Origin of the sequence: Microbispora sp. H10670, from assembly GCF_014161385.1 — a bacterium.
Classification (GTDB): Bacteria; Actinomycetota; Actinomycetes; order Streptosporangiales; family Streptosporangiaceae; genus Microbispora; species Microbispora triticiradicis.
Window position 1 is genome coordinate 339241 of the sequence record NZ_JABBWW010000002.1, and the last position, 21986, is coordinate 361226.

The window sequence follows — 21986 nt, forward strand, 5'->3', positions numbered from 1 at the left end:
CCAGCGGTCAGAGAGCGTGCCGGACGACGGCCACCGGGCAGCGCGCGTGTTCGAGCACGGCGCGGCTGACCGAGCCGAGCATGGCCGCGGTGAGGGCGTTCCTGCCGTGGGAGCCGACGACGAGCAGGGCGGCCCGGGCCGAGGCGTCGACGAGCGCGGAGACCGGATGGGCGCGGACCATGTCGAGTTCGGTCTCGACGTCCGCGTACCTGTCCCGCCATACGGTCAGCAGGCGCCGCGCCCGGTCCTCCCGGATCCGCCCGATCTCGCCGACGTCCACGGCGATCCTGGGCCCGGAGGAGATCGGCGGCTCCCAGGCGCAGACGACTCTGAGCCGGTGCCCGCGCAGCCGGGCCTCGTCGAACGCGTACGCGAGCGCGGGCGTCGCCGCGTGCGTGCCGTCGAATCCGGCCACGATCTCCGCGCCGGCGCCGGGAGACGCCGGGCGTACGACGACGACCGGCACGTCCACGCGACCGGCGAGCCGCGCGCCGACCGGCCCGTGGCCGCCCAGCACCAGCTCGGCCGCGCGGCCGGCCTGCTCGCGCAGCACGCGGCCGGGCCGCCCGTCGGCCAGTTCCGTGCTCACCTCCAGGCCGGGCCACCGGTCCCGGGCGACCTTCTCCGCGTGGTCGAGAAGCTGCCGGCCGGACGGGATCATCCGGTCGTAGCAGTCGGGGATCGGATAGCGGGGGGCGTCGTACGGCAGGCGGTCGGCGGCGTGGACCACCCGCAGGGGCAGTCCCCTCCGGTGGGCCTCGTCGGCCGCCCATTCCACGGCCTGGATGGCCACGGTCGTGCCGTCGGTGCCCGCCACGATCGGGCGGTCGGCGAAACTAGTCCTCATCGCAAGCCTCTCCAGGTGGCGGCAGCGGGACGCTCCAGCGCAGGCAGGTGCCTCCGTCCGGGCGTGGCCCGGCCGTGCAGCTCCCTCCCAGGGCCTCGGCCCGTTCCCGCAGGTTGAGCAGGCCGCTGCGGCGGCCCTGTGCCGGGATGCCGATCCCGTCGTCCTCCATGGCCAGCGTCAGCCGGCTTCCCTCCACGCACACGCTCACCGTGGTGCGGGTGGCGCGGGCGTGCCGTACGACGTTCGACAGGCCCTCGCGCACCACCGCCAGCAGATGGTCGCCGATGCCACCGGGGACGCGGGTGTCGAGCCCGCCGTCCAGCCGCAGGGCGGGCAGGAAGCCGAGCTGCGCCCGCGCGCTCTCGACCAGCGCGACGAGCCGGGCGCGCAGCCCGGGAGCGCCGGCGGGGGTCTGCAGCGCGAAGATCGTGGAGCGGATCTCCCGGATCGTGCCGTCGAGCTCGTCGATCGCGTACCGCAGGCGGGCGGACGCCTCCGGGCGCTCGACCACCCGAGCGGCGGCCGTCAGGGTCATCGCGATCGCGAACAGCCGCTGGATGACCACGTCGTGCAGGTCCCTGGCGATGCGGTCGCGGTCTTCGAGCAGGCCGAGCCGCTCGGCGTCCTTGCGCGCCTCGGCCAGTTCCAGCGCGACGGCCGCGTGCCCGGCGAACGCGTGGAGCATGCACACCTCCGACCGGCTGAACGGAATGCGGCCGGGCCGCCTGCCGAGCCACAGCACCCCGCGTACGGCCCCCGGGGTCCCCAGCGGGACGGCGCACACCGGCCCCTCGTCGTCGGCGGCGTCGGCGGCCATGCGGGGTTCCGCCAGGGTGAAGGCCTGCCCGGCGAGCGTGCCGTCGACGGGGATCCGGCGCGCCCCCGCGCAGGTCTCGGGGAGGGCGCCGTCGGCGATCGCGACCCGGAGGGTGTGCCCGCCGGGGTCCGGCAGCAGGATCGCCATGGTGTCGGCGCCGGCCATCCGCCGGGCGCGACGGGCGATCAGGGTGAGCACGCGGGGCGTCTCGGCGCCGGACAGCAGGCTGGTCGTGATCTCGCCCGACGCCTGCAGCCAGGTCTCCCTGCGGCGGGTCTCCTCGTAGAGGCGGGCGTTCTCGATGGCCACTCCGGCGGCTCCCGCGAGGGCGACGACGATCGCCTCGTCGTCCTCGTCGAACTCCCCTCCCCCGCGTTTCTCGGTGAGGTAGAGGTTGCCGAACACCTCGCCCCGCACCCGTACGGGAACGCCGAGGAAGCCGCGCATGGGGGGATGGCCGGGCGGGAGGCCGTACGACTCGGGGTGCCGGGAGATGTCGGGCAGCCGCAGCGTCCGGGGCTCCTTGATCAGCAGGCCGAGGAGGCCCAGCCCGTGGGGCCAGTGCCCGATGCGGGCGATCTCCTCCTCGCTCATCCCGACGGGCACGAACCGGGCCAGGGTGTTGTCCTCCCCGATCAGGCCGAGTGCGCCGTACCTGGCGTCGACCAGGGTGGTGGCGGTCTCGACGATGCGCCGCAGGACGGTTTCGAGATCGAGGTCGCCGCCCACCGAGACGACCGCCTCCAGCAGTGCCTGCACCCGGTCACGCGTCACCAGGACCGCCTGCAGCCGCGCGTGCAGCTCGGTCACCAGCTCGTCCAGGCGCGTGCGCGGAATCACCGCGCTCACCCTCGTCCTCGCCGCGGCATGTGGGCCACATCTGAAAGTGTCGCAAATCAGAACAGTCCGGACACCGGCTCTTTGCCAGGTCACGACGGGCTTCTTACCAGTGCGAGCCCTCGGCGGGCCCGACCGCCCGGAGATACTCGAACTGGGGGTGGACCATGCCGGCTGAACAGCGTGACGGGGTCATCCAGGTCGCCTGGCACGGAGCCGGCCGTTTCGACGTCCACGTCCGCCGGCACGCCGTACGGTCCGACCAGCCCAGGGACGTCGGCGGGAGCGACACCGGCCCCACGCCGGCCGAGCTGTTCGTGGGCGGGCTGGCCGCGGGCGTCGCGCACTGCGCCGAACGCTTCCTGCGCCAGCGGCAGCTCGCCGCCGGGGTCGGCGTCACCGCGCGGTACGGCCTGGGCGTCTGTCCTGGGCGGATCGACCGTGTCGAGCTGTCGGTGGACGCCCCCGGCCTCCCGGAGGGCCTGCGCGCCTCTCTCCTGTCGGTCCTGGAGCACTGCGCGCTCTGCACCACGCTGCGGGTGCCGCCGCGGATCACCTTCGACGTGCGCCAGGCCGTTCCCGGGTCAGCCGTTCCCGCAGCTCACGAGCCGTACGGTGAACCGCGGCCAGGACGGGCGGGGTCATCGGCGCCCCCGGTGTGAAGTCACCGCCCTCGATGCCGACGACGACCAGCTCGCCCGGCAGGCGGCCGAGGGCCCGGCCGAGGCCGACGGCGTCGACGAGGCCGAGCGAGTGGGTGCCCCCGTGCCATCCCGCGTGCCATCCCGCCTCCGGGAGGGACGGCAGGCGATCGTGCACGGTGCCGGGGGGCGCGCCGGTGCGGACGGCGTCGACCACGATCGCGAGCGCGGCGCCCGACCACGCCTCGACCAGCGCGGCGGCGTCGCCGCAGGCCTCCACGGCGACGCCCGGCGGCGGCGGGTCGCCGAGCAGCCGGGCCACCGCCAGGCCCGCCGCGTCGTCGCCCCGCAGATCGCCGCCCAGGCCGGCGACGACCGTCTCCCCCGTGGTCACCCGCGATCCAGGTGGAAGTCGAGGAAGTGGGCGGAGCAGGAGATGCAGGGGTCGTGGTTGCGGATCGCCCTCTCGCACAGGGCGGCCAGCTCCGCCTCGGGCGGGTCGAGGCCCGGGGCGAGGCGGGGTGCGAGCAGGTCACGCAGGTCCGCCTCGATGCGCGCCTGGTTCTGCGCGGTGGGCGGCACGATGTCCGCCTCCGCGACGAGGCCGTCCTCGTCCAGCCGGTAGCGGTGGTAGAGGGTGCCGCGCGGGGCCTCCGACGCGCCGTGACCGGCTCCGGGACGGGGCTCGACCGGCACCGAGGGCCGGTCGGGCTCGGTGTAGCCGTCCAGGATCCGCAGCGCCTCGTCGCACGCGTGCACGATCTCCACGGCGCGTACGACGATGCCGCGGAACGGGTTGCGGCACACGGGCCCGAGCCCGGCGGCGGCCGCCGCCTCCCGCGCGAGCGGGGACAGCCGCGCCGCGTTGAGCGCGTAGCGGGCGAGGGCGCCGACGAGGTAGCCGCTCTCGCCGTCCAGCCGGGCGTGCAGCGCCGTGGAGTGGGGCACCTGCTCCTCGGTCACGTGCTCCGGCCAGTCCTCGACCGCGAAGCCCCCCGGTGTGCCCCGGCCGTCGCCGGTCGCCACCCTGCCGGACAGGATGGCGTACTCCTCCGGATGGCTGAGGGCGAGGAACCGGTAGTCGTGCTCGACGTCGGGGAAGTCGAACCCGGCCACCCACGTGACGGTGGCGACGGCGTCGTCGCGGGCGCGGCGCAGCCTCTCGGCGACGGGGGCCAGCTCGGCCCGGGCGGGCACCCGGTAGAAGCCGCCGACCCGGACGTTCACGGGATGGATGGGCCGCCCGCCGACGACCGCGATCAGCTCGTTCCCGGCCTTCTTCAGCGCGAGGCCGCGCTCGACCAGGTCGCGGCGGTCGGCGGCCATCGCGATGCCGCTGTCGTAGCCGAGGAAGTCGGGCGCGTGCAGCAGGTGGACGTGCAGCGCGTGCGACTCGATCCACTCGCCGTAGTACAGCAGCAGCCGCAGGTCCCGCAGCGGGCCGGTCACCTCCACGCCGCAGGCGGCCTCGATCGCCTGGCAGGCGCTCATCTGGTACGCCACGGGACAGATGCCGCAGATCCTCGCGGTGATGTCGGGGGGCTCGGTGTGGCCGCGCCCGCGCAGCAGTGCTTCGAAGAACCGGGGCGGCTCGTAGATGCGCAGCTCCAGACTGGTGATCCGGCCGTCGCGGGCGTGCACGACCAGCCCGCCCTCGCCCTCCACCCGGGTCAGGCCGCCGATCCGCACCGTCTTGTGGGTCACTCGTGTCCCTCCTCCCCGGCTTCCTCGGCCGCTCTCCGGAAGGGCTCGGTGGTGGCGTGGTAGGTCCGGTAGATCCGCACCAGTTCGGGGGTGCTCATGCCCAGCCCGCGCAGCCAGTGGTTCAGCCCGGCGGCGTTGGGGCTCTCCATCGGGCCGAAGCAGCCGTAGCAGCCCCGGTTGAAGGACGGGCACAGCGCGCCGCAGCCCGCCTGGGTGACCGGCCCGAGGCAGGGCGTGCCGTGCGCGACCATCACGCAGACGTTCCCCCTGGCCTTGCACTCCACGCAGACGCTGTGCGCGGGCACGACCGGCCGCCGGCCCGCCAGGAACGCGGAGATGACCTCCAGCAGCTGCCGCCGGTCGATCGGGCACCCGCGCAGCTCGAAGTCGACCGGCACGTGCGCCGATATCGGGGTCGAGCGATCGAGGGTGGCGATGTAGTCGGGCCGGGCGTAGACGACGGAGGCGAACTCCTTGACGTCGGCGAAGTCGCGCAGCGCCTGGACGCCGCCCGCGGTGGCGCACGCGCCGATGGTGACCAGGCGCCTCGACACGCGCCGCACGTGCCTGACGCGCTCCAGGTCCTCGGGGGTGGTGATCGACCCCTCCACCAGCGACAGGTCGTACGGCCCGGGGCCGGGGGCGCTGGACGCCTCCAGGAAGTAGGCGATCTCCAGCCGGGCGGCCACCGACAGCAGCTCGTCCTCGCAGTCGAGCAGGGTGAGCTGGCAGCCGTCGCAGGAGGCGAACTTCCAGACCGCGAGGCGCGGCGCCGGCTCGTCCATCACAGCTCCTCCACGGCGAGCATCGGCCCCGCCCGGTCGTAGCGCAGCACCGGCCCGTCCTCGCAGACGAACAGCGGGCCGAACTGGCAGTGGCCGCAGCGGACCACGGCGCACTTCATGTTGCGCTCCAGCGACAGCTCCACCCGTCCGGGGGCGACCCCGCGCCGCACCAGCTCCTCGGCCGTCGCCCGCATCATCGCCTCCGGCCCGCACACGAAGGCGTGCGTACGGCGCGGCTCGAAGACGATCCGGTCGACGAGCCGGGTGACCAGCCCGACCGGGCCGTGCCAGGCGTGGTCGGGATGGTCCACGATCACCTGGACGTCGGCGCCCTGCCGGGCCCACCGGGCCAGCTCCCGGGGGTACACGAGCGTGGCGGGCGACCGCGCGCCGGCGATCACGCTGACCCGGCCGTACCGGTGGCGGCCGGCCAGCAGCGCCCGCACGACCGGCCGCAGCGGGGCGATGCCCAGGCCGCCCGCGGCGACGACCACGTCGAGGTCCGCCGCGGCGGGCACGCCCCAGCCGTGCCCGTACGGCCCGCGCACGCCGACCACCTCGCCGGGGCGCTTGCCGCACAGGGCGGCGCTCACCGCGCCCACCGCCCTGATCGTCTGGGCGTACCCGCCGGAGCGGGACCGGCCGCTGATCGACACCGGGATCTCCCCCACCCCGGGGGCGTACAGCATGGTGAACTGCCCGGGCAGGAACGGCGGGCAGGCACCGCGGACGGGCTCCAGCGTCAGCGTCACCGTGTCGACCCGGTCCGGGCGCCGGGAGCGCACCCGATAGAGGGCGGGAGTCATCGGGTGGGAGGTCATGGCAGGTTCGCCAGTTCCTCGGTTACGTCGATCCCCACCGGGCACCACGTGATGCACCTGCCGCAGCCGACGCAGCCGGACATGCCGAACTGGTCGATCCAGGTGGAGAACTTGTGGGTCAGCCACTGACGGTAGCGGCCGGGGTTGGAGCCCCGCACCGGCGTCCCGTTGACCTCCGAGAACTCCAGGGTGAAGCAGGAGTCCCAGCGCTCGACGCGTTCGGCCGTGCCGTCGGTCAGGGACGTGGAGTCCTCGACCGTGGTGCAGAAGCAGGTGGGGCAGACCATCGTGCAGTTGGCGCAGGTGAGGCAGCGGGCGCCGACCTGCTGCCAGCGCGGCGAGTCGTGCGCGGACAGCCGCTCCTGGATTCCCTCGGTGTCCACGTGGCGGCCCATGCGCCCGGCGGCCGTACGGGACACCTCCTCGGCCTCCGCCAGGTCGCGGGCGGAGGCGGGCGTGTGCGGCAGCGCCCTGACGATCTCCGCTCCCCGCTCGCCGCCGATCTCCACGACGAACCGGTGCGGCGCGGCCAGTTCGGTGAGGGCGAGGTCGTGGCCCGCCGTCACCTTGGGCCCGGTGCCCATCGAGACGCAGAAGCAGGTGCCGCCGGGCACCGCGCAGTTGACCGCGATCAGCAGCAGCGCCTCGCGCCGCCGCCGGTAGGCCGGGTCGGGGTGCCGGCCGCCGAGGAAGACCCGGTCCTGCACGCCGATCGCGGCCAGGTCGCAGGCCCGCACGCCGAGCAGGGCGATCCGGGGCGCCTCCTCCTCCGCCTCCTCGATCCGCTCGCCGCGCATGCGGAAGAGCGCCTGGCGGGGCGGCTGGGTGTACCGCTTGGCCGAGTCGGGGCTCGCCGCGAACGAGAAGATCATCTCGTCGCCGGTCTCCCGCAGCCGGTAGCGGCCGGGGTCCTGGTCGTCGGTGACCCCCCGGGGCAGCCGGCCGGCCGAAGCGATCTCCTCGAAGCGGATCGCGCCGTCGCGCACGACCGGGCCCACGACGGCGAAGCCCCGCGACCGCAACCCGGCGATCAGTGGTTCCAGAGAATCGATCACGATGGCGTCCATGGCGGCCCCTCTCGCCGCTGCCTGTGATGCCCCTCGCACTCACCGTACGCCTGCCGTACCGGCGGATGAAACGTTCACCCGCGTACCGGCGCTACCGCGCGTTCGGAGCCCGAGGCCATGACATTCCCCGCCGGCCGTGATCACAATCCGGAGGAGGTTCATCGAATCGGCCGCGGGGACACCCCCTGGCCGGCGAAAGGAGAGGGAATGGCACGGCGGTATCGTGAAACCGGTTTCACCCGGCGGGGCGCCTGGATCGCCGCGGCGACGCTGGCCGCGGCCGCGGTGGTCGCCGCCCCCGCCCCGGCGAACGCGGCCTCGGCGTCCTGCTCGGTCAGCTTCCCGACCGTCCACAGCTTTCCCTCGGGTTTCGTGGCGGACGGCAGAGTGGTGAACACCGGGACGACCGCCCTGAACGGCTGGCGGATCTCCTGGACCTTCACCGGCGACGAGAAGCTCTTCTCCCTGCTGACCACGAGGTGGACCCAGACCGGGCGGAGCGTCACCGCGACGAACGTGTCCTGGAACGGCACCATCGCGCCCGGGGGGAGTTTCGCCGTCACCGCCAACGGCTCCTCGACCGGCGGCACGTTCGGGATGACCGGTCTGACCTGCACGCCGCTGTGACACCCGGGGTCCCGCACCCCGGCCGTCAGGCCCGCGCGACGGCGACCCGGTAGTCGGCGGCGATGCGGGCCGCGACGGTCAGCAGCGGTTCGACCAGGCGGGGCAGCTCACGCACCCGCCGTGAGGACACCACGATGCCGACGGCCGCGACGGGCCGGTAGGCCTGCCCGCCGGCGGGCGGGCCTCCGGCCAGCACCGGCGCGGCGGCCGAGCACGAGCCGAGCGTCATCTCCTCGTGGGTCGTGGCGTACCCCTGGGCGCGCACCTGGGCGAGCTCGCGGGCCAGCCGTCCCGGCTCGGTGATCGTGTGCGGCGTCGGCCGCTCCAGCGGCCGGGACAGATAGGACGTGACGAACCATCCCGGCTCGTAGGCCAGCAGGGCCTTGCCGACGCCGGTCGGGTGCATCGGCAGGCGGGAACCGGTCCGCGACAGGATCGGCACGGCCCGCTTGCCGTACACCTTGTCGACGTAGAGGACCTCCAGCCCGTCCCGCACGGCCAGGTGGACGTTCTCTCCGGTGCCGCCGAACAGCTCCTGCAGCCAGGGATGGGCCACCTCCTGCAGCGGGTCGGGGGCGAGCTGCCCCAGCTCCCACAGGCGGCGGCCGATCTGGAAACGCCCGTCGGCGCCGCGGCGCAGGGCCCGCCACTCCTCCAGCTCCCCCGCCAGCCGGTGGACGGTGCTGAGCGCCAGGCCGGTGCGTTCGGCGATCTCCGTCAGCGTGAGCCGGGCGTGCCGGGCGTCGAAGGCGCCGAGGATCGCCAGCGCCCGGGACGTCACGGAACGCCCGGGGTCACGTGCGCCGCCGGCCATGTGACCCCCTCTTCCACTGAGCGGACTTCCGCTGGGCGGAAGCAAAGCCTACGTGACACGGCGGGCGCCGCCGATGCTTGGGCCATGCGAACTCAGGTCGGGATCATCGGGGCGGGGCCGGCCGGCCTGCTGCTCTCCCATCTGCTCCACCTGCGCGGGATCGAATCGGTCGTGCTGGAACGCCGGAGCAGGGAGTACGTCGAACGGCGGGTGCGGGCCGGGGTGCTCGAACAGGGCACGGTGGACACGCTCGTCGAGGCGGGGGTGGGCGAGCGGCTGAAGCGGGAGGGTCTCCCCCACCACGGCATCGAGCTGCGGTACGGCGGAGCGGGCCACCGGATCGCCTTCGAGCGGCTGGTGCCCGGCCGGTGCATCACGGTGTACGGCCAGCAGGAGGTCGTCAAGGACCTCGTCGCGGCGCGGCTCGCGGCCGGGGGCGACGTCCGCTTCGAGGTGGACGACGTGCGGGTGCACGACGCGGCGACCGACCGGCCGTACCTGACCTTCACCGGCTCCGACGGCGCGGCACACCGGCTGGACTGCGACGTGATCGCGGGCTGCGACGGCTTCCACGGCGTGTCCCGGGACTCGATCCCGGACGGCGTGCTGACCGAGTATCGCCGGGACTACCCCTTCGCGTGGCTCGGGATCCTCGCCCGGGTGAAGCCGTCGTCGGAGGAGCTGATCTACGCGCGGACCGAGCGCGGCTTCGCCCTGCACAGCATGCGCTCCCCGGAGATCAGCCGCTTCTACCTCCAGGTGGCCCCGGACGAGGACGTCGCCGCGTGGCCGGACGAGCGGATCTGGGCCGAGCTGCGGACCCGGCTGGAGACCGTGCCCGGCTTCGCCCTGGCGACCGGCGAGATCGTCGAGAAGAGCGTCACGCCGATGCGGAGCTTCGTGGCCGAGCCCATGCAGTACGGCAGGCTGTTCCTGGCCGGGGACGCGGCCCACATCGTGCCGCCGACCGGCGCGAAGGGGCTCAACCTGGCGGTGGCCGACGTGCGGGTGCTGACCGAGGCGCTGGCCCGGTTCTTCGCCGGCGGCTCCGCGGAGGCGCTGGACGGCTACTCGCGGGCCTGCCTGCCCCGGGTGTGGCGGGCGCAGCACTTCTCGTGGTGGATGACGACGCTGCTGCACACCTTCGACTCCGACGACGCCTACGCCCGGCAACTGCAGGGCTCCCATCTCGACTACGTCACCTCCTCGGACGCGGCGGGTACGACGCTCGCGGAGAACTACGTGGGCCTGCCGTACGAGGAGAGCCTGTGACCACAAGCCCTGTGAACAGCCCTATGGACAAGGTGGTGGCCAGTGCCGCGGAGGCGGTGGCCGACGTCGGCGAGGGCGCGTCGCTGGCCGTGGGCGGCTTCGGGCTGTCCGGTGTGCCGTCGGTGCTGATCCGCGCGCTGCTGGAGCGCGGAGTCGGCGGGCTGCACGTGGTGTCGAACAACTGCGGCACCAACGGCCGGGGCCTCGGCGAGCTGCTGGCCGCCGGCCGGATCGCCCGGGTCACCGGCTCGTACGTCGGGGAGAACAAGGAGTTCGCCCGGCAGTACCTGGCGGGCGAGGTCGAGGTGGAGCTGATCCCGCAGGGCACGCTGGCCGAGCGGCTGCGGGCGGGCGGCTGCGGCATCCCGGCCTTCTACACCCCTGCGGGGGTGGGGACGATGGTCGCCGAGGGCGGGCTGCCCTGGCGTCACCACCCCGACGGCAGCGTGGCCGTGGCGTCGCCGCCGAAGGAGGTGCGCGAGTTCGACGGCGTGCCGTACGTGCTGGAACGCGGCATCGTGACCGACTTCGCGCTGGTCAGGGCGGCGAAGGGGGACGCGTACGGCAACCTCGTCTTCGCGAAGGCGGCGCGTAACTTCAACCCGCTCGCGGCGATGGCCGGGCGGGTGACGATCGCGGAGGTCGAGGATCTGTGCGACCTCGACCCCGACGAGGTGCACCTGCCGGGGGTGTTCGTGCGGCGGGTGGTCCCGCTCACCCCTGAGCAGGCCGCCGGCAAGGGCGTCGAGAAGCGCACCGTGACACCTGCGGTGAAGGAGGCTTAGGTGGCCTGGAGCCGTGACGAGATGGCCGCGAGGGCGGCCCGTGAGCTGCCCGACGGCGGCTACGTCAACCTGGGGATCGGGCTGCCGACGCTGATCCCCGGTCATCTGGACGGCCGGCGCGTGGTGATCCACTCGGAGAACGGCGTGCTCGGCGTCGGCCCCTATCCCACTGAGGACGCGGTCGACCCCGACCTGATCAACGCGGGCAAGGAGACGATCACCGTGCTGCCCGGGGCCGCGTTCTTCGACTCGTCGCTGTCGTTCGGGATGATCCGCGGCGGGCACATCGACGTCGCCGTGCTCGGCGCGATGCAGGTGTCGGCCCGCGGCGACCTCGCCAACTGGGCCGTCCCCGGCAAGATGATCAAGGGGATGGGGGGTGCGATGGACCTGGTCCACGGCGCGAGGCGGCTGGTCGTGCTGATGGAGCACACCGCGAAGGACGGCACGCCGAAGATCGTGCCGGAGTGCACGCTGCCGCTGACCGGCCGGGCGTGCGTCCACAGGATCATCACCGACCTCGCCGTGGTCGACGTGACCCCGGAGGGCCTGCGGCTGGTGGAGACCGCGCCCGGTGTCACCTCCGGCGAGGTGCGGGCGAAGACGGGAGCCGAGATCGCATGAAGGACGTGTTCATCGCCGACGCCGTGCGGACCCCGATCGGGAGGTACGGCGGCGCGCTCGCCGGGATCCGCCCCGACGACCTGGCGGCCGGGGTGATCCGGGCGTTGCTGGACCGGGCCCCCGGCCTCGACCCGGAGCGGATCGGCGACGTGGTCCTCGGCGCCGCGAACGGCGCCGGGGAGGACAACCGCAACGTGGGCCGGATGGCCGCCCTGCTGGCCGGGCTGCCGGTCACGGTGCCCGGCTCGACCGTCAACCGCCTGTGCGCCTCGGGCCTGGAGGCGGTGATCCAGGCCGCCAGGGCCGTGGCCTGCGGTGACGCCTCCGTGGTGGTGGCGGGCGGGGTCGAGTCGATGAGCCGCGCCCCCTGGGTGCTGCCCAAGCCCGAGCGCGGCTTCCCCCGGGGCCACGAGCAGCTCTACTCCACGACCCTCGGCTGGCGGATGGTCAACCCGGAGATGCCGGAGCGGTGGACGGTCTCCCTCGGCGAGGCGACCGAGACGCTCGCCCGCAGGCGCGGCGTGAGCCGCGAGGAGCAGGACGCCTTCGCCGAGCGCAGCCACCGCCGGGCCGCCGCCGCCTGGCGGGACGGCCTGTTCGACGCGGAGATCGTCCCGCGGGAGGGGCTGTCCCGCGACGAGACGATCAGGGACGACACGTCCGCCGAGGCGCTGGCCCGGCTGAAGCCCGCCTTCGCCGCCGACGGCACGATCACGGCGGGCAACTCCTCGCCGCTGAACGACGGCGCCGCCGCGCTGCTGGTCACCGACGCCGGCGGCCTCGCCGCGCACGGCCTGCGCCCGCTCGCCCGGGTGGTGTCCACCGGGGTCGCGGGCGTGGACCCGGCCGACTTCGGCATCGGGCCCGTCCCCGCGGTCGCCCGGGCACTGGGCCGGGCCGGGCTCGGCCTCGCCGACCTGGCGTCCGTCGAGCTCAACGAGGCGTTCGCCGCGCAGGCGCTCGCCTGCCTCGGCGAGTGGAAGGAGCTCGACCCCGAGGTGGTCAACCCGCAGGGCGGCGCGATCGCGATCGGGCACCCGCTCGGCTGCTCCGGCGCGCGCCTCGCGGGCACTCTCGCCCACCGTCTCTCCCGCACCGGCGGGTACGGCGTGGCGACCCTGTGCGTCGGCGTCGGCCAAGGACTGGCCCTGACCCTCGAAGGACTCCGATGACCCAGCCGCCCTACCTGTATCCCGGCTACGCGAGCACGGTCCTGCGCGCGCCGTCCCGGACGCCGCTGCCGATGAAGGAGGACCCGGAGGCGGCCGAGCTGACCGGCCCGGTCTTCGGCCACGAGGACGTCGGCCCGCTCGACGCCGACCTGACCACCGGGCACGCGGGCGAACCGCTCGGCGAGCGGATCATCGTCACCGGCCGGATCCTCGACTCCTCCGGCCGCCCGGTGCCCCGGACGCTGGTGGAGATCTGGCAGGCGAACGCGGCCGGCCGGTACGCCCACCCGGTCGACCGGCACCCGGCGCCGCTCGACCCCAACTTCACCGGGGCGGGCCGGTGCCTGACCGACGACGAGGGCCGCTACCGGTTCGTCACGATCAAGCCGGGGGCCTATCCCTGGCGCAACCATCCGAACGCCTGGCGGCCGGCCCACATCCACTTCTCGGTCTTCGGCACCGCGTTCACCCAGCGCCTGGTGACGCAGATGTACTTCCCGGGCGACCCGTTGTTCGCGTTCGACCCGATCTTCCAGTCCGTCCCGGACCAGGCCGCCCGCGAGCGGCTCGTCTCCGCCTTCGACCTCGACGTCACCGAGCCGGAGTGGGCGCTCGGCTATCGCTGGGACGTCGTGCTGGGCCGCACCCCGATCGAGGCAGCACAGGAGGACGCGTGACCACTCCTTCGCAGACCGTCGGGCCGTTCTTCGGGTTCGCCCTGCCCTACGAGGGCGGCTGGGAACTCGTGCCCGAGGGGCATCCGGGCGCGCTCACGATCACCGGCCGGGTGCTGGACGGCGCGGGCGAGCCGGTGCCCGACGCGCTGCTGGAACTGTGGACCGGCGAGCCCGAGGGGGTCGGGCAGCGGGGGCCCGCCGGCACGGGGTTCGGCAGCCCAGCCGGCGCAGGCAGCGCAGGCAGCGCAGGATTCGGCAGAGGCGGGTTCGGCGGCGGAGGGTTCGGCCGGTGCGCCACCGAGCCCGACGGCTCCTACCGGTTCCGGACCGCGCCGCCCGTCCGGCCGTACCTCCCCCTGCTGGTCTTCGCCCGGGGGCTGCTGAAGCCGGTGCGGACCCGCGTCTACCTCGCCGACGTGCCCGACCCCCTGCTCGGCTCGCTGGACCCGGACCGCCGCGCGACGTTGCTCGCCCGCGCGGACGGGAAGGACGCCTACCGGTTCGACGTACGGCTGCAGGGTGAGCGGGAGACGGTCTTCCTTGAATTCTGACGCACGCTCAGATGCAGGTTGCGATTCAGGGCCCGATGCGGCGTCCGGCGCGGGCCCTGACCACGGCCTGCTGACGCCCGTCTGGGCGGGCACGGACGTGGCGGCGGTGACGGGCGACGGCGCCTGGTTGCGGGCGATGCTGGAGGCGGAGGTCTGCCTCGCGCGGGCGCAGGCCCGCCTCGGCGTCGTCCCCGGGCGGGCCGCCGCCGCGATCGCCGAGGCGGCCCGCCCGGAGCGGTTCGACGTGGCCGGTCTCGCCCGGCGGGCCAGGGACGCCGGCAACCCCGTCGTGCCGCTGGTCGAGGACCTGCGCGCCGCCGCCGGGGACGCGAGTAGGTGGGTGCATCACGGCGCCACCAGCCAGGACGTGCTCGACACGGCGGCGATGCTGGTGTCGGCGCGGGCCCGCGCGGTGATCCTGCCGCACCTGGACCGGGTGCTCGCCGCGCTCGCCCGGCTGGCCGCCGAGCACCGCGGCACCCCGATGGCCGGACGCACGCTCATGCAGCGGGCGGTGCCCACCACGTTCGGGCTGAAGGCGGCCGGGTGGCTGCTCGGCTGCCGGGACGCCCGCGACCGCCTCGCGGCGGTGCGGCTGCCGGTCCAGCTCGGCGGCGCGGCCGGGACGATGGCCGGGTACGGCGAGCGGGCCCTGGAGCTCCTGCCGCTCTTCGCCGCCGAGACCGGGCTGGCCGAGCCGGTGCTGCCCTGGCACGCCTCCCGCACCCCGGTCACGGACCTCGCCGCCGCGCTCGCCGCCGTCACGGGCGCGCTCGGCAAGCTCGCCGTCGACGTGATCCTGCTGGCGCAGAGCGAGGTGGGCGAGGTCGCCGAGCCCGCCGCGCCCGGCCGGGGCGGCTCGTCGGCGATGGCGCACAAGCGCAACCCGGTGCTCGCCACGATGATCCGGTCGGCGGCGCTGCAGGCGCCCGCCCTGACGCAGATCCTGCTCGCGTCACGGGTGGCCGAGCACGAGCGGCCCGCCGGAGGCTGGCACGCCGAATGGCAGCCGCTGCGCGAGTGCCTGCGCCTGGCCGGCGGCTCGGCGGAGACGGCCGCGGAGCTGACCGGGGGCCTGGAGGTGTTCCCCGGCCGGATGCGGCAGAATCTCGATGAGCTGCTCGCCGTACTGCGCGAGCACGGGGAGGACACCGGGGCCGGGCCGGCGCCCGCCCTGGTGGACCGCGCCCTGGAGTTCCATGCCCGGGAGTCCCGTTCCCGGGAGCGCCACGCGAGAGAAGACGGATGATCCCGCACCACCGATTCGACGGCCCGCCGGACGCTCCGGTCGTCGTGCTCGGCCCGTCGCTGGGCACGACGCTCGACCTGTGGGAGCCCCAGCTCGCCGCGCTCACCCGCACCTGGCGGGTCCTCCGTTACGACCTGCCCGGCCACGGCGGCTCCCCCGCCGCGTCCGGCTTCACCGTCGACGACCTCGCGGCCGGGGTGCTGGCGCTGCTCGACCGCCACGCTCCCGGCCGCTTCTCGTACGCCGGGGTGTCGCTGGGCGGGGCCGTCGGGACCACCCTCGCGCTGCGGGCGCCGGACCGGGTCGCGAGCCTGGTGCTGTGCTGCACCTCCGCCCGGTTCGGCGCTCCGGAGAGCTGGCGCGAACGCGCTGCCCTGGTGCGGGCGGAGGGCACCGGGCCCCTGGTGGAGACGACCCGGTCGCGGTGGTTCACGGCGGGCTTCCCCGGCGCCGGGCGCTACCTCGACATGCTGCGCGGCACCGATCCCGAGGGGTACGCCGGCTGCTGCGACGCCCTGGCCGCCTTCGACGTCCGCGACCGGCTCGGGGAGGTCCGCGCGCCCACCCTGGTGGTCGCCGGGGCCGAGGACCCCGCGACCCCGCCCGCGCACGCCGAGGTCCTGGCCGGGGGCATCCCGGACGCCACGCTGCTGGTGGTGCCGGATGCGGCCCACCTGGCCACCGCCGAACGGCCGGACGTCGTCACCGAGGCGATCGTCCGGCACCTGACCACCACCTCCCGGAGGACGGCATGAGCGACGACGACGGCATGCGGGTGCGGCGGGAGGTGCTGGGCGACGCGCACGTGGACCGGGCGCAGGCGGCGACCACCGAGTTCACCGCCGACTTCCAGGACCTCATCACCCGGTACGCCTGGGGCGAGATCTGGACCCGGCCGGGACTGGACCGCAGAACCCGCAGTTGCGTCACGCTCACCGCCCTCGTGGCCCGGGGACAGCTAGAAGAACTGGCCATGCACGTGCGGGCCGCGCGGCGCAACGGGCTCACCACCGACGAGATCAAGGAGGTCCTGCTGCAGACCGCGATCTACTGCGGGGTGCCCGCCGCCAACGCCGCCTTCGCCGTCGCCCAGCGCGTGCTGGCGGAGGACCCGGGAGAGGACGCCGCATGACGTTCCTCGTGACGGGCGAGAGCCTCGTCGACCTGATCGGCGCGCCGGGGTCGTGGACCTTCACCGCCGTGCCCGGAGGCAGCCCGCTCAACGTGGCGGTGGCGCTGGCGGCGCTGGGCCGGCCGGTGCGGTTCGCCGGGGAGACCGGCGACGACCTCTTCGGCGGCCTGCTCCGCGACCACCTGGCCCGCCACGGGATCGGCACCGGCGACCTCGCCCCGGCGGCGTCCACCGGCCTGGCCTTCGCCCGGGTGGGCGCGGACGGCTCGGCGTCGTACGACTTCCGCTTCGAGTGGCGGCTCTCCGCCCCGGTCGCGCTCGACGGGGTGACCTGCCTGCACACCGGCTCCCTGGCCACCCTCGTGGCCCCGGGCGGCGACCATGTCAGGGCCCTGATGCGGGCCGCGAAGGCGGCGGGCGTCACCGTCTCCTACGATCCGAACATCCGGCCCTCGCTGGCCGGCGACCATTCCGCCGCTGTGGCCCTGGTCGAGGAGTGCGTACGGCTGTCGCGCCTGGTCAAGGTGAGCGCCGAGGACCTGGACTGGCTCTACCCCGGCGAGGCCGGGCTCGACGTGGCGCGGCGCTGGGCCGGGCTCGGCCCGGAGCTGGTGGTGGTCACCCGGGGCGGCGAGGGCGCGACAGCGGTGCTGCGTGACCGGCTCTCAGATGACGGGGTTCCGGGTGACGGGCTTCCGGGCGACGGGGTTCCGGGCGACGGAGTGATCACCTGCCCGGCCCCGGCCGTCGAGGTCGTGGACACGGTCGGCGCCGGCGACACCTTCACCGCCGCCTACCTCGACGCGCTGCACGACGGGCCCCTGCCCGACGGCGCCCTCACCCCCGCGCGGGTGGCCGAGGCGCTGCGGCGCGGCTGCGCCGCCGCCGCGATCGTGTGCACCCGCGCCGGCGCGGTCCCGCCCACCCGGGCGGAGGTGAATTCGTTCTCCCTGGGTACGGGTCTGTCCCGAGCCGAGGAGGGACATACATGATCGAGATCATCGCCGTCGGCACCCCCTCCCTGGGCGACCGCAGCTACCTCGTCACCGACGGGGAGGTCGCCTTCGTCGTGGACCCGCAGCGAGACGTCGACCGGATGCTCCGCCTCGCCGAGCGGCGCGGCGTCGACATCCGCGGCGTCTTCGAGACCCACGTGCACAACGACTACGTCACCGGCGGGCCCGCCCTGGCCGCGGCCACCGGCGCGGACCACCACGTCAACGCGGCCGACCCGGTGGCGTTCCACCACTGCCCGATCCAGGACGGCGACGTGATCGAGGCCGGGGACGTGCGCCTGCGCGTGCTGGCGACTCCCGGCCACACGTTCACCCACCTGTCGTACGCGCTGGAGGTCCCGGGCCGGACGCCCGCGGTCTTCACGGGAGGCTCGCTGCTCTACGGCTCGACCGGCCGGCCCGACCTGCTCGGCCCGGAGCACACGGACACGCTGGTGCGCGCCCAGTACGCGTCGGCGCACCGCCTGGCCCGCGAACTGCCCCCGGAGACGGAGGTCTACCCCACGCACGGCTTCGGGAGCTTCTGCTCGTCCGCCCAGTCGGAGGAGGTCACCGAGTCGACGATCGGCCGGGAGTCGAAGACCAACCCGGTCCTGACGCGGGGCGAGGAGGAGTACGCGGAGGCGCTGCTCGCCGGGCTGGACGCCTACCCGGCGTACTACGCGCACATGGCGGCGCTCAACCTGGCCGGGCCGGACGCGCCCGACCTGTCCCCGCCGCACCGGGCCGGCGCCGCCGAGCTGCGCCGCCGCCTGCGGGACGGCGAATGGGTGGTCGACCTGCGGTCCCGCACGGCGTTCGCGGCGGGCCACCTGCCGGGGACGCTCAATTTCGGGCTCGACGGAGGCTTCGCCGTCCACCTGGGCTGGCTCATCCCCTGGGGCACCCCGGTGACGCTGCTCGGCGCGATGCCGGAGGACGTGGCGGAGGCGCAGCGCGAACTGGCGCGGATCGGCGTCGACCGCCCGGCCGCGGCCGCCACCGGAGGCCCGGCCGACTGGGTCGGTGACGGCGGCGAGAAGCCCGCGTCCCTGCCCCTCGCGACGTTCGCCGACCTGTCCGCCGTACGCCGCGAGCGGCCGGTCGTGGTCCTGGACGTGCGCCGCCGCGCGGAGTGGCGCGAGTCGCACCTGCCCGGTGCGGTCAACATCCCGCTGCACGAGCTGCCCGCGCGGCTGGACGAGGTGCCGCCCGGCGAGGTGTGGACGCACTGCGCGACCGGCTACCGGGCGGCCGTCGCCGCCTCCCTGCTCGCCGCCGCCGGGCGCGACGTCGTCGCCGTCGACGACACCTACCCTCCCGGCAGGGAATGATCCGGGCCGGATGATCTGGACCGGGTGATTCGTACTGCCGGAGAGCGGACGTTCCACTCTGCGCATCCCGGCCGCCGGGGACCATAATGGCCGCCATGGCGGGAATATGGGCACTGGGGTTCACCGCCCTCCTGCTGCTCGCGCCGGCGTCGGCGGTACACAGCGGTTCCGAGTGGGCCGTCCTGGCCGTCGCGGGGGTGTCGTTCGCGGGCGCGGTGCTCACCTCCCGCCGTCCACCGCCGTCCGCACGGTTCCTGCCGGCGGTGCTGGCCGGGCTGCTCGCGGCGGCGGCCGTCACGGCGAACGCCGCGTACGAGGCGACGGAGTGGCGGACCCTGTTCTCCCTGCTCGCGGTGGCCGTGGGAGTCGTCGCGCCCCTCCGCGTGGCGCCCTGGCTCGTCGCCGCCACGGCCGTGCTGTCCGCCACCGTGGTGCTGGCCCGGGGCGGCTCCTTCGACGCCGCCCTCTGGGGCACCGCGCTGACCACCACTCTCGCGGGGATCACTGCGTACGGCTTCCGCCGGATGGGCCAGATCATCGAGGAGCTCGCCCGCACCCGCGAGCAGCTGGCCGCCGCCGCCGTCTCGGCCGAGCGGCTGCGTTTCTCCCGCGACCTGCACGACCTGCTCGGGCACACGCTCTCGATGGTGGTCGTGAAGGCCGAGGCCGTGCGCCGGCTGGCCCCGCGCGACGTCGCGGCCGCCGTGCGGCACGCCGAGGACATCGAGGCGATCGGGCGGCAGGCGCTGACGGAGGTGCGCGAGGCGGTCACGGGCTACCGGGACGCGAGCCTCGCGTACGAGCTGGACACCGCCCGGGCGGCGCTCGCCGCGGCCGGCATCGACTGCGAGGTGCGGGAGTCGGGGCCCGCGCTGCCCCGGGAGGCCGACATGCTGCTGAGCTGGGTCGTCCGGGAGGGGGTCACGAACGTCGTGCGGCACTCCGGGGCGCGGCGCTGCGTCATCACGCTCCGCCGCGACCGCGACCCCGTGCTGGTCGAGGTCAGCGACGACGGCGCCGCCGGCACCGGCGGCACAGGCGCGGAGGTCGAGGAGGAGAACGGCAGCGGCCTGCGCGGGCTGCGCGAGCGCCTGGCCGCCGCGGGCGGGCGGCTGCGGGCCACCCGGCTGCCCCGGGGGTTCGTCCTCGCCGCCGAGATCCCGCGCCTCGGCGGGGACGAGGGCCCGTGACGCAACCCGTGATCCCGCCCATGACCCCGCCCGTGACGCGCGTGCTGATCGCGGAGGACCAGGCGATGATGCGCGACGCGCTCGCCGTCCTGCTCGACCTGGAGGACGACTTCGAGGTGGTCGCGCAGGTCGCGAGCGGGGACGAGATCCTGCCCGCGGCGCTGCGGACGGAGCCCGGCGTGGCCCTGCTCGACATCGAGATGCCGGGCGGCGGCGGGCTCGACGCGACCGCCGGGCTGCGGGCGGCGCTGCCCTCGTGCGCCGTGGTCATCGTGACCACGTTCGGCCGGCCCGGCTACCTGCGCCGCGCGCTGGACGCGGGCGCCCGCGGGTTCGTGGTGAAGGACCGGCCCGTCGGCGAGCTGGCCCAGGCGATCCGGCGGGTGCTGGCGGGCGAGGTCGTGGTCGACCCCGCCCTCGCCGCCGCCGCCCTCAGCGCGGGGCCGAGCCCGCTGACGCCGCGCGAGCGGGAGGTGCTCGTCGCGGCGGCCGACGGCTCGACGGCCGCGGACATCTCCCGCCGCCTCCATCTGTCGGAGAGCACCGTACGCAACCACCTGTCGTCGTGCATCGCCAAGACCGGCACCCGCAACCGCATGGAGGCCGTCCGGGCCGCCCGCCACAGCGGCTGGCTCTGACCGGTCCGATCCGGGCCGGGAAGCCGGTTGCCGGGGGGTGTGCCGCGGCGTAGCGTTGACGTCCGCCGCACGTGAAAGACGCACCTGGACGCACCTGACGCGACGTACCTGGCACGTGGAGGTTGGCATGAGCACTCCCGGCACGAGGTCCGGCACAACCGTCGTCGACCTGTTCGACCCGCAGCTGGCGAGCGACCCGTTCGGGGGCTACTCGCGGCTGCGGGAGCAGGCCCCGATGATGCGCGGTTCCTTCCCCGGCCTGAGCTCCCCGATCTGGATCGTCATGCGGTACGAGGACGTGAAGACGGTGCTGAGCGACCGCCGGTTCGTCAACAACCCGGCCAACGTGCCGGGCTCGGACGTGCAGAACATCCGCGAGGACCTCATCGAGGCCCGCGGCATCCCCCGCGAGTACGCGCCGTACCTGCTCGACTCCGTCCTCGACGCCGACGGCAACGACCACCTGAGACTGCGCAGGCTGGTCTCCCGCGCCTTCACCGCGCGCCGCGTGGCGGAGCTGCGCCCCCGGGTGGAGGCGATCACCGAGGACCTGCTCGACCGGCTGCCCGGGCACGCCGAGGACGGCGTCGTCGACCTGATCGAGCACTTCGCCTATCCCCTGCCGATCACCGTCATCTGCGAGCTGGTCGGCATCCCGGAGGAGGACCGCCCGCAGTGGCGGGAGTGGGGCAAGGGCCTCTTCTCATTCGAACCGGGAGCGGTGAGCGAGCCGCTGCGGGCCATGGTCGACTACATCCACGAACTCGTCGGCCGCCGTCGCGCGGAGCCCACCGGCGACCTGCTCACCGGCCTGATCCGGGCCCACGACGAGGACGGCGACCGGCTGTCGGACACCGAACTGGTCACGATGATCCTCACGCTCGTCCTCGCCGGGCACGAGACCACCGCCCATCTGATCGGCAACGGGACCGCCGCCCTGCTGACCCACCCCGGCCAGCTCGCCGCGCTGCGAGCCGACCCCGGACTGCTGCCGCGCGCCGTGCACGAGCTCATGCGCTGGTGCGGGCCCGTGCAGGGCACCCGGATCAGGTACGCCACCGAGGACGTGCCGATCGGCGACCTGACCGTGCGGCGGGGCGAGCCGGTGATGGCCGTCCTGGTGTCGGCCAACTACGACCCCCGCCGCTTCGACGACCCCGACCGGCTCGACGTCACGCGGGAGTCCGACGGCCACAAGGAGGTCCACGTCGGCTTCGGCCACGGCCTGCACTACTGCCTGGGCGCCGCGCTGGCCCGGCAGGAGGGCGAGGTGGCCTTCGGCGCCCTCCTGCGCCGCCACCCCCGCCTCGCGCTCGCGGTCGCGCCGGAGGACCTCGGCCGCCAGTTCCTGCCGTTCTCCTGGCGCCTCACCCGCCTCCCCGTACGCCTGGGGTAGGGCGCAGGCGG

At 74.7% G+C, this 21986-nt stretch carries 24 protein-coding genes; 16 read left to right on the top strand and 8 right to left on the bottom strand.

The window, feature by feature from the left end:
• Window positions 1-7: 7 nt before the first annotated feature.
• Together HHX33_RS05215 and HHX33_RS05220 are read right to left on the bottom strand one after the other, a co-directional pair.
• The gene (locus HHX33_RS05215; RefSeq protein ID WP_182873561.1) at window positions 8-847 is read right to left on the bottom strand and encodes a universal stress protein; all 840 of its coding nucleotides are present in this window, start codon (window positions 845-847) and stop codon (window positions 8-10) included.
• Window positions 837-2504: a GAF domain-containing protein gene (locus tag HHX33_RS05220; RefSeq protein ID WP_310741224.1), complete on the bottom strand. Its 1668-nt coding sequence runs from the start codon at window positions 2502-2504 to the stop codon at window positions 837-839. The genes HHX33_RS05215 and HHX33_RS05220 overlap by 11 nt, the downstream gene beginning before the upstream one ends.
• 164 nt (window positions 2505-2668) lie before the next feature.
• Here HHX33_RS05220 and HHX33_RS05225 point away from each other — a divergent pair, with 164 nt between their 5' ends.
• Window positions 2669-3163 carry an OsmC family protein gene (locus HHX33_RS05225; protein ID WP_182873562.1) on the top strand — a complete coding sequence of 165 codons (495 nt, stop codon included), beginning with the start codon at window positions 2669-2671 and terminating at the stop codon, window positions 3161-3163.
• Here HHX33_RS05225 and HHX33_RS05230 read toward each other — a convergent pair.
• Genes HHX33_RS05230 through HHX33_RS05250 form a run of 5 tightly spaced genes read right to left on the bottom strand, consistent with a single transcriptional unit; the run spans window position 3054 to window position 7507 of the window.
• On the bottom strand, window positions 3054-3536 hold the full coding sequence (locus tag HHX33_RS05230; protein WP_182873563.1) for a hydrogenase maturation protease: 483 nt from the start codon (window positions 3534-3536) through the stop codon (window positions 3054-3056). The two genes, HHX33_RS05225 and HHX33_RS05230, sit on opposite strands and share 110 nt — an antisense overlap.
• Complete coding sequence (locus HHX33_RS05235) at window positions 3533-4846, bottom strand: Ni/Fe hydrogenase subunit alpha (protein ID WP_182873564.1); 1314 nt, start codon at window positions 4844-4846, stop codon at window positions 3533-3535. The genes HHX33_RS05230 and HHX33_RS05235 overlap by 4 nt, the downstream gene beginning before the upstream one ends.
• Window positions 4843-5631 carry an oxidoreductase gene (locus HHX33_RS05240; protein ID WP_182873565.1) on the bottom strand — a complete coding sequence of 263 codons (789 nt, stop codon included), beginning with the start codon at window positions 5629-5631 and terminating at the stop codon, window positions 4843-4845. Before HHX33_RS05240 ends, HHX33_RS05235 begins: the two co-directional genes overlap by 4 nt.
• On the bottom strand, window positions 5631-6452 hold the full coding sequence (locus tag HHX33_RS05245) for an FAD/NAD(P)-binding protein (RefSeq protein WP_259402151.1): 822 nt from the start codon (window positions 6450-6452) through the stop codon (window positions 5631-5633). Before HHX33_RS05245 ends, HHX33_RS05240 begins: the two co-directional genes overlap by 1 nt.
• Window positions 6449-7507: a 4Fe-4S dicluster domain-containing protein gene (locus HHX33_RS05250; RefSeq protein WP_310741225.1), complete on the bottom strand. Its 1059-nt coding sequence runs from the start codon at window positions 7505-7507 to the stop codon at window positions 6449-6451. The genes HHX33_RS05245 and HHX33_RS05250 overlap by 4 nt, the downstream gene beginning before the upstream one ends.
• A gap of 219 nt (window positions 7508-7726) precedes the next feature.
• On the opposite strand from HHX33_RS05250, the gene HHX33_RS05255 reads away from it, so the two are divergent.
• A complete protein-coding gene (locus HHX33_RS05255) occupies window positions 7727-8146 on the top strand; it encodes a cellulose binding domain-containing protein (protein ID WP_182873567.1) in 420 nt (139 codons plus the stop codon).
• A gap of 25 nt (window positions 8147-8171) precedes the next feature.
• Here HHX33_RS05255 and HHX33_RS05260 read toward each other — a convergent pair whose 3' ends face one another.
• Complete coding sequence (locus HHX33_RS05260) at window positions 8172-8960, bottom strand: IclR family transcriptional regulator (protein ID WP_182873568.1); 789 nt, start codon at window positions 8958-8960, stop codon at window positions 8172-8174.
• An 84-nt stretch (window positions 8961-9044) separates the two neighbouring features.
• Here HHX33_RS05260 and pobA point away from each other — a divergent pair, with 84 nt between their 5' ends.
• The 14 genes from pobA to HHX33_RS05330 all read left to right on the top strand — a co-directional run bounded on the left by pobA (window position 9045) and on the right by HHX33_RS05330 (window position 21975).
• The gene (pobA, locus tag HHX33_RS05265) at window positions 9045-10232 is read left to right on the top strand and encodes a 4-hydroxybenzoate 3-monooxygenase (RefSeq protein WP_182873569.1); all 1188 of its coding nucleotides are present in this window, start codon (window positions 9045-9047) and stop codon (window positions 10230-10232) included.
• Window positions 10233-10255: 23 nt separating this feature from the next.
• Complete coding sequence (locus HHX33_RS05270) at window positions 10256-11017, top strand: CoA transferase subunit A (protein WP_182873672.1); 762 nt, start codon at window positions 10256-10258, stop codon at window positions 11015-11017.
• A gap of 21 nt (window positions 11018-11038) precedes the next feature.
• On the top strand, window positions 11039-11641 hold the full coding sequence (locus HHX33_RS05275; protein ID WP_220501546.1) for a 3-oxoacid CoA-transferase subunit B: 603 nt from the start codon (window positions 11039-11041) through the stop codon (window positions 11639-11641).
• The gene (locus HHX33_RS05280) at window positions 11638-12813 is read left to right on the top strand and encodes a thiolase family protein (protein ID WP_182873571.1); all 1176 of its coding nucleotides are present in this window, start codon (window positions 11638-11640) and stop codon (window positions 12811-12813) included. The genes HHX33_RS05275 and HHX33_RS05280 overlap by 4 nt, the downstream gene beginning before the upstream one ends.
• Window positions 12810-13490 carry a protocatechuate 3,4-dioxygenase subunit beta gene (gene pcaH, locus HHX33_RS05285; protein WP_182873572.1) on the top strand — a complete coding sequence of 227 codons (681 nt, stop codon included), beginning with the start codon at window positions 12810-12812 and terminating at the stop codon, window positions 13488-13490. The genes HHX33_RS05280 and pcaH overlap by 4 nt, the downstream gene beginning before the upstream one ends.
• Window positions 13487-14041 carry a protocatechuate 3,4-dioxygenase subunit alpha gene (locus HHX33_RS05290; RefSeq protein WP_182873573.1) on the top strand — a complete coding sequence of 185 codons (555 nt, stop codon included), beginning with the start codon at window positions 13487-13489 and terminating at the stop codon, window positions 14039-14041. Before pcaH ends, HHX33_RS05290 begins: the two co-directional genes overlap by 4 nt.
• A gap of 97 nt (window positions 14042-14138) precedes the next feature.
• The gene (gene pcaB / locus HHX33_RS05295; protein ID WP_310741226.1) at window positions 14139-15290 is read left to right on the top strand and encodes a 3-carboxy-cis,cis-muconate cycloisomerase; all 1152 of its coding nucleotides are present in this window, start codon (window positions 14139-14141) and stop codon (window positions 15288-15290) included.
• Window positions 15287-16045, top strand: coding sequence for a 3-oxoadipate enol-lactonase (pcaD, locus tag HHX33_RS05300; protein WP_182873575.1), 759 nt, complete (start codon window positions 15287-15289; stop codon window positions 16043-16045). Before pcaB ends, pcaD begins: the two co-directional genes overlap by 4 nt.
• Window positions 16042-16422 (top strand): 4-carboxymuconolactone decarboxylase, encoded by a 381-nt coding sequence (gene pcaC, locus HHX33_RS05305; protein ID WP_182873576.1) that lies wholly within the window; start codon window positions 16042-16044, stop codon window positions 16420-16422. Before pcaD ends, pcaC begins: the two co-directional genes overlap by 4 nt.
• Entirely contained in the window at window positions 16419-17414 is a 996-nt protein-coding gene (locus HHX33_RS05310) for a carbohydrate kinase family protein (protein ID WP_182873577.1), read from the top strand. The genes pcaC and HHX33_RS05310 overlap by 4 nt, the downstream gene beginning before the upstream one ends.
• Window positions 17411-18751 (top strand): MBL fold metallo-hydrolase, encoded by a 1341-nt coding sequence (locus HHX33_RS05315; RefSeq protein WP_182873578.1) that lies wholly within the window; start codon window positions 17411-17413, stop codon window positions 18749-18751. Before HHX33_RS05310 ends, HHX33_RS05315 begins: the two co-directional genes overlap by 4 nt.
• A 95-nt stretch (window positions 18752-18846) precedes the next feature.
• Window positions 18847-19941 carry a sensor histidine kinase gene (locus HHX33_RS05320; RefSeq protein WP_220501496.1) on the top strand — a complete coding sequence of 365 codons (1095 nt, stop codon included), beginning with the start codon at window positions 18847-18849 and terminating at the stop codon, window positions 19939-19941.
• 32 nt (window positions 19942-19973) lie between these two features.
• A complete protein-coding gene (locus HHX33_RS05325; protein ID WP_310738139.1) occupies window positions 19974-20579 on the top strand; it encodes a response regulator transcription factor in 606 nt (201 codons plus the stop codon).
• A gap of 127 nt (window positions 20580-20706) precedes the next feature.
• Window positions 20707-21975: a cytochrome P450 family protein gene (locus HHX33_RS05330; protein ID WP_182873580.1), complete on the top strand. Its 1269-nt coding sequence runs from the start codon at window positions 20707-20709 to the stop codon at window positions 21973-21975.
• Window positions 21976-21986: the final 11 nt, after the last annotated feature.

Excerpts from the sequence above, each read along its gene's own strand:
- HHX33_RS05245 (WP_259402151.1), bottom strand. The coding sequence starts at position 6,452 with ATGACCTCCCACCCGATGACTCCCGCCCTCTATCGGGTGCGCTCCCGG.
- pcaH (WP_182873572.1), top strand. The coding sequence starts at position 12,810 with ATGACCCAGCCGCCCTACCTGTATCCCGGCTACGCGAGCACGGTCCTG.
- HHX33_RS05260 (WP_182873568.1), bottom strand. The coding sequence starts at position 8,960 with ATGGCCGGCGGCGCACGTGACCCCGGGCGTTCCGTGACGTCCCGGGCG.
- HHX33_RS05330 (WP_182873580.1), top strand. The coding sequence starts at position 20,707 with ATGAGCACTCCCGGCACGAGGTCCGGCACAACCGTCGTCGACCTGTTC.
- HHX33_RS05255 (WP_182873567.1), top strand. The coding sequence starts at position 7,727 with ATGGCACGGCGGTATCGTGAAACCGGTTTCACCCGGCGGGGCGCCTGG.
- HHX33_RS05320 (WP_220501496.1), top strand. The coding sequence starts at position 18,847 with ATGGCGGGAATATGGGCACTGGGGTTCACCGCCCTCCTGCTGCTCGCG.
- HHX33_RS05215 (WP_182873561.1), bottom strand. The coding sequence starts at position 847 with ATGAGGACTAGTTTCGCCGACCGCCCGATCGTGGCGGGCACCGACGGC.
- HHX33_RS05275 (WP_220501546.1), top strand. The coding sequence starts at position 11,039 with ATGGCCGCGAGGGCGGCCCGTGAGCTGCCCGACGGCGGCTACGTCAAC.
- HHX33_RS05315 (WP_182873578.1), top strand. The coding sequence starts at position 17,411 with ATGATCGAGATCATCGCCGTCGGCACCCCCTCCCTGGGCGACCGCAGC.
- HHX33_RS05240 (WP_182873565.1), bottom strand. The coding sequence starts at position 5,631 with ATGGACGAGCCGGCGCCGCGCCTCGCGGTCTGGAAGTTCGCCTCCTGC.
- pcaC (WP_182873576.1), top strand. The coding sequence starts at position 16,042 with ATGAGCGACGACGACGGCATGCGGGTGCGGCGGGAGGTGCTGGGCGAC.
- pobA (WP_182873569.1), top strand. The coding sequence starts at position 9,045 with ATGCGAACTCAGGTCGGGATCATCGGGGCGGGGCCGGCCGGCCTGCTG.
- HHX33_RS05270 (WP_182873672.1), top strand. The coding sequence starts at position 10,256 with ATGGACAAGGTGGTGGCCAGTGCCGCGGAGGCGGTGGCCGACGTCGGC.
- HHX33_RS05280 (WP_182873571.1), top strand. The coding sequence starts at position 11,638 with ATGAAGGACGTGTTCATCGCCGACGCCGTGCGGACCCCGATCGGGAGG.
- HHX33_RS05310 (WP_182873577.1), top strand. The coding sequence starts at position 16,419 with ATGACGTTCCTCGTGACGGGCGAGAGCCTCGTCGACCTGATCGGCGCG.
- pcaD (WP_182873575.1), top strand. The coding sequence starts at position 15,287 with ATGATCCCGCACCACCGATTCGACGGCCCGCCGGACGCTCCGGTCGTC.
- HHX33_RS05225 (WP_182873562.1), top strand. The coding sequence starts at position 2,669 with ATGCCGGCTGAACAGCGTGACGGGGTCATCCAGGTCGCCTGGCACGGA.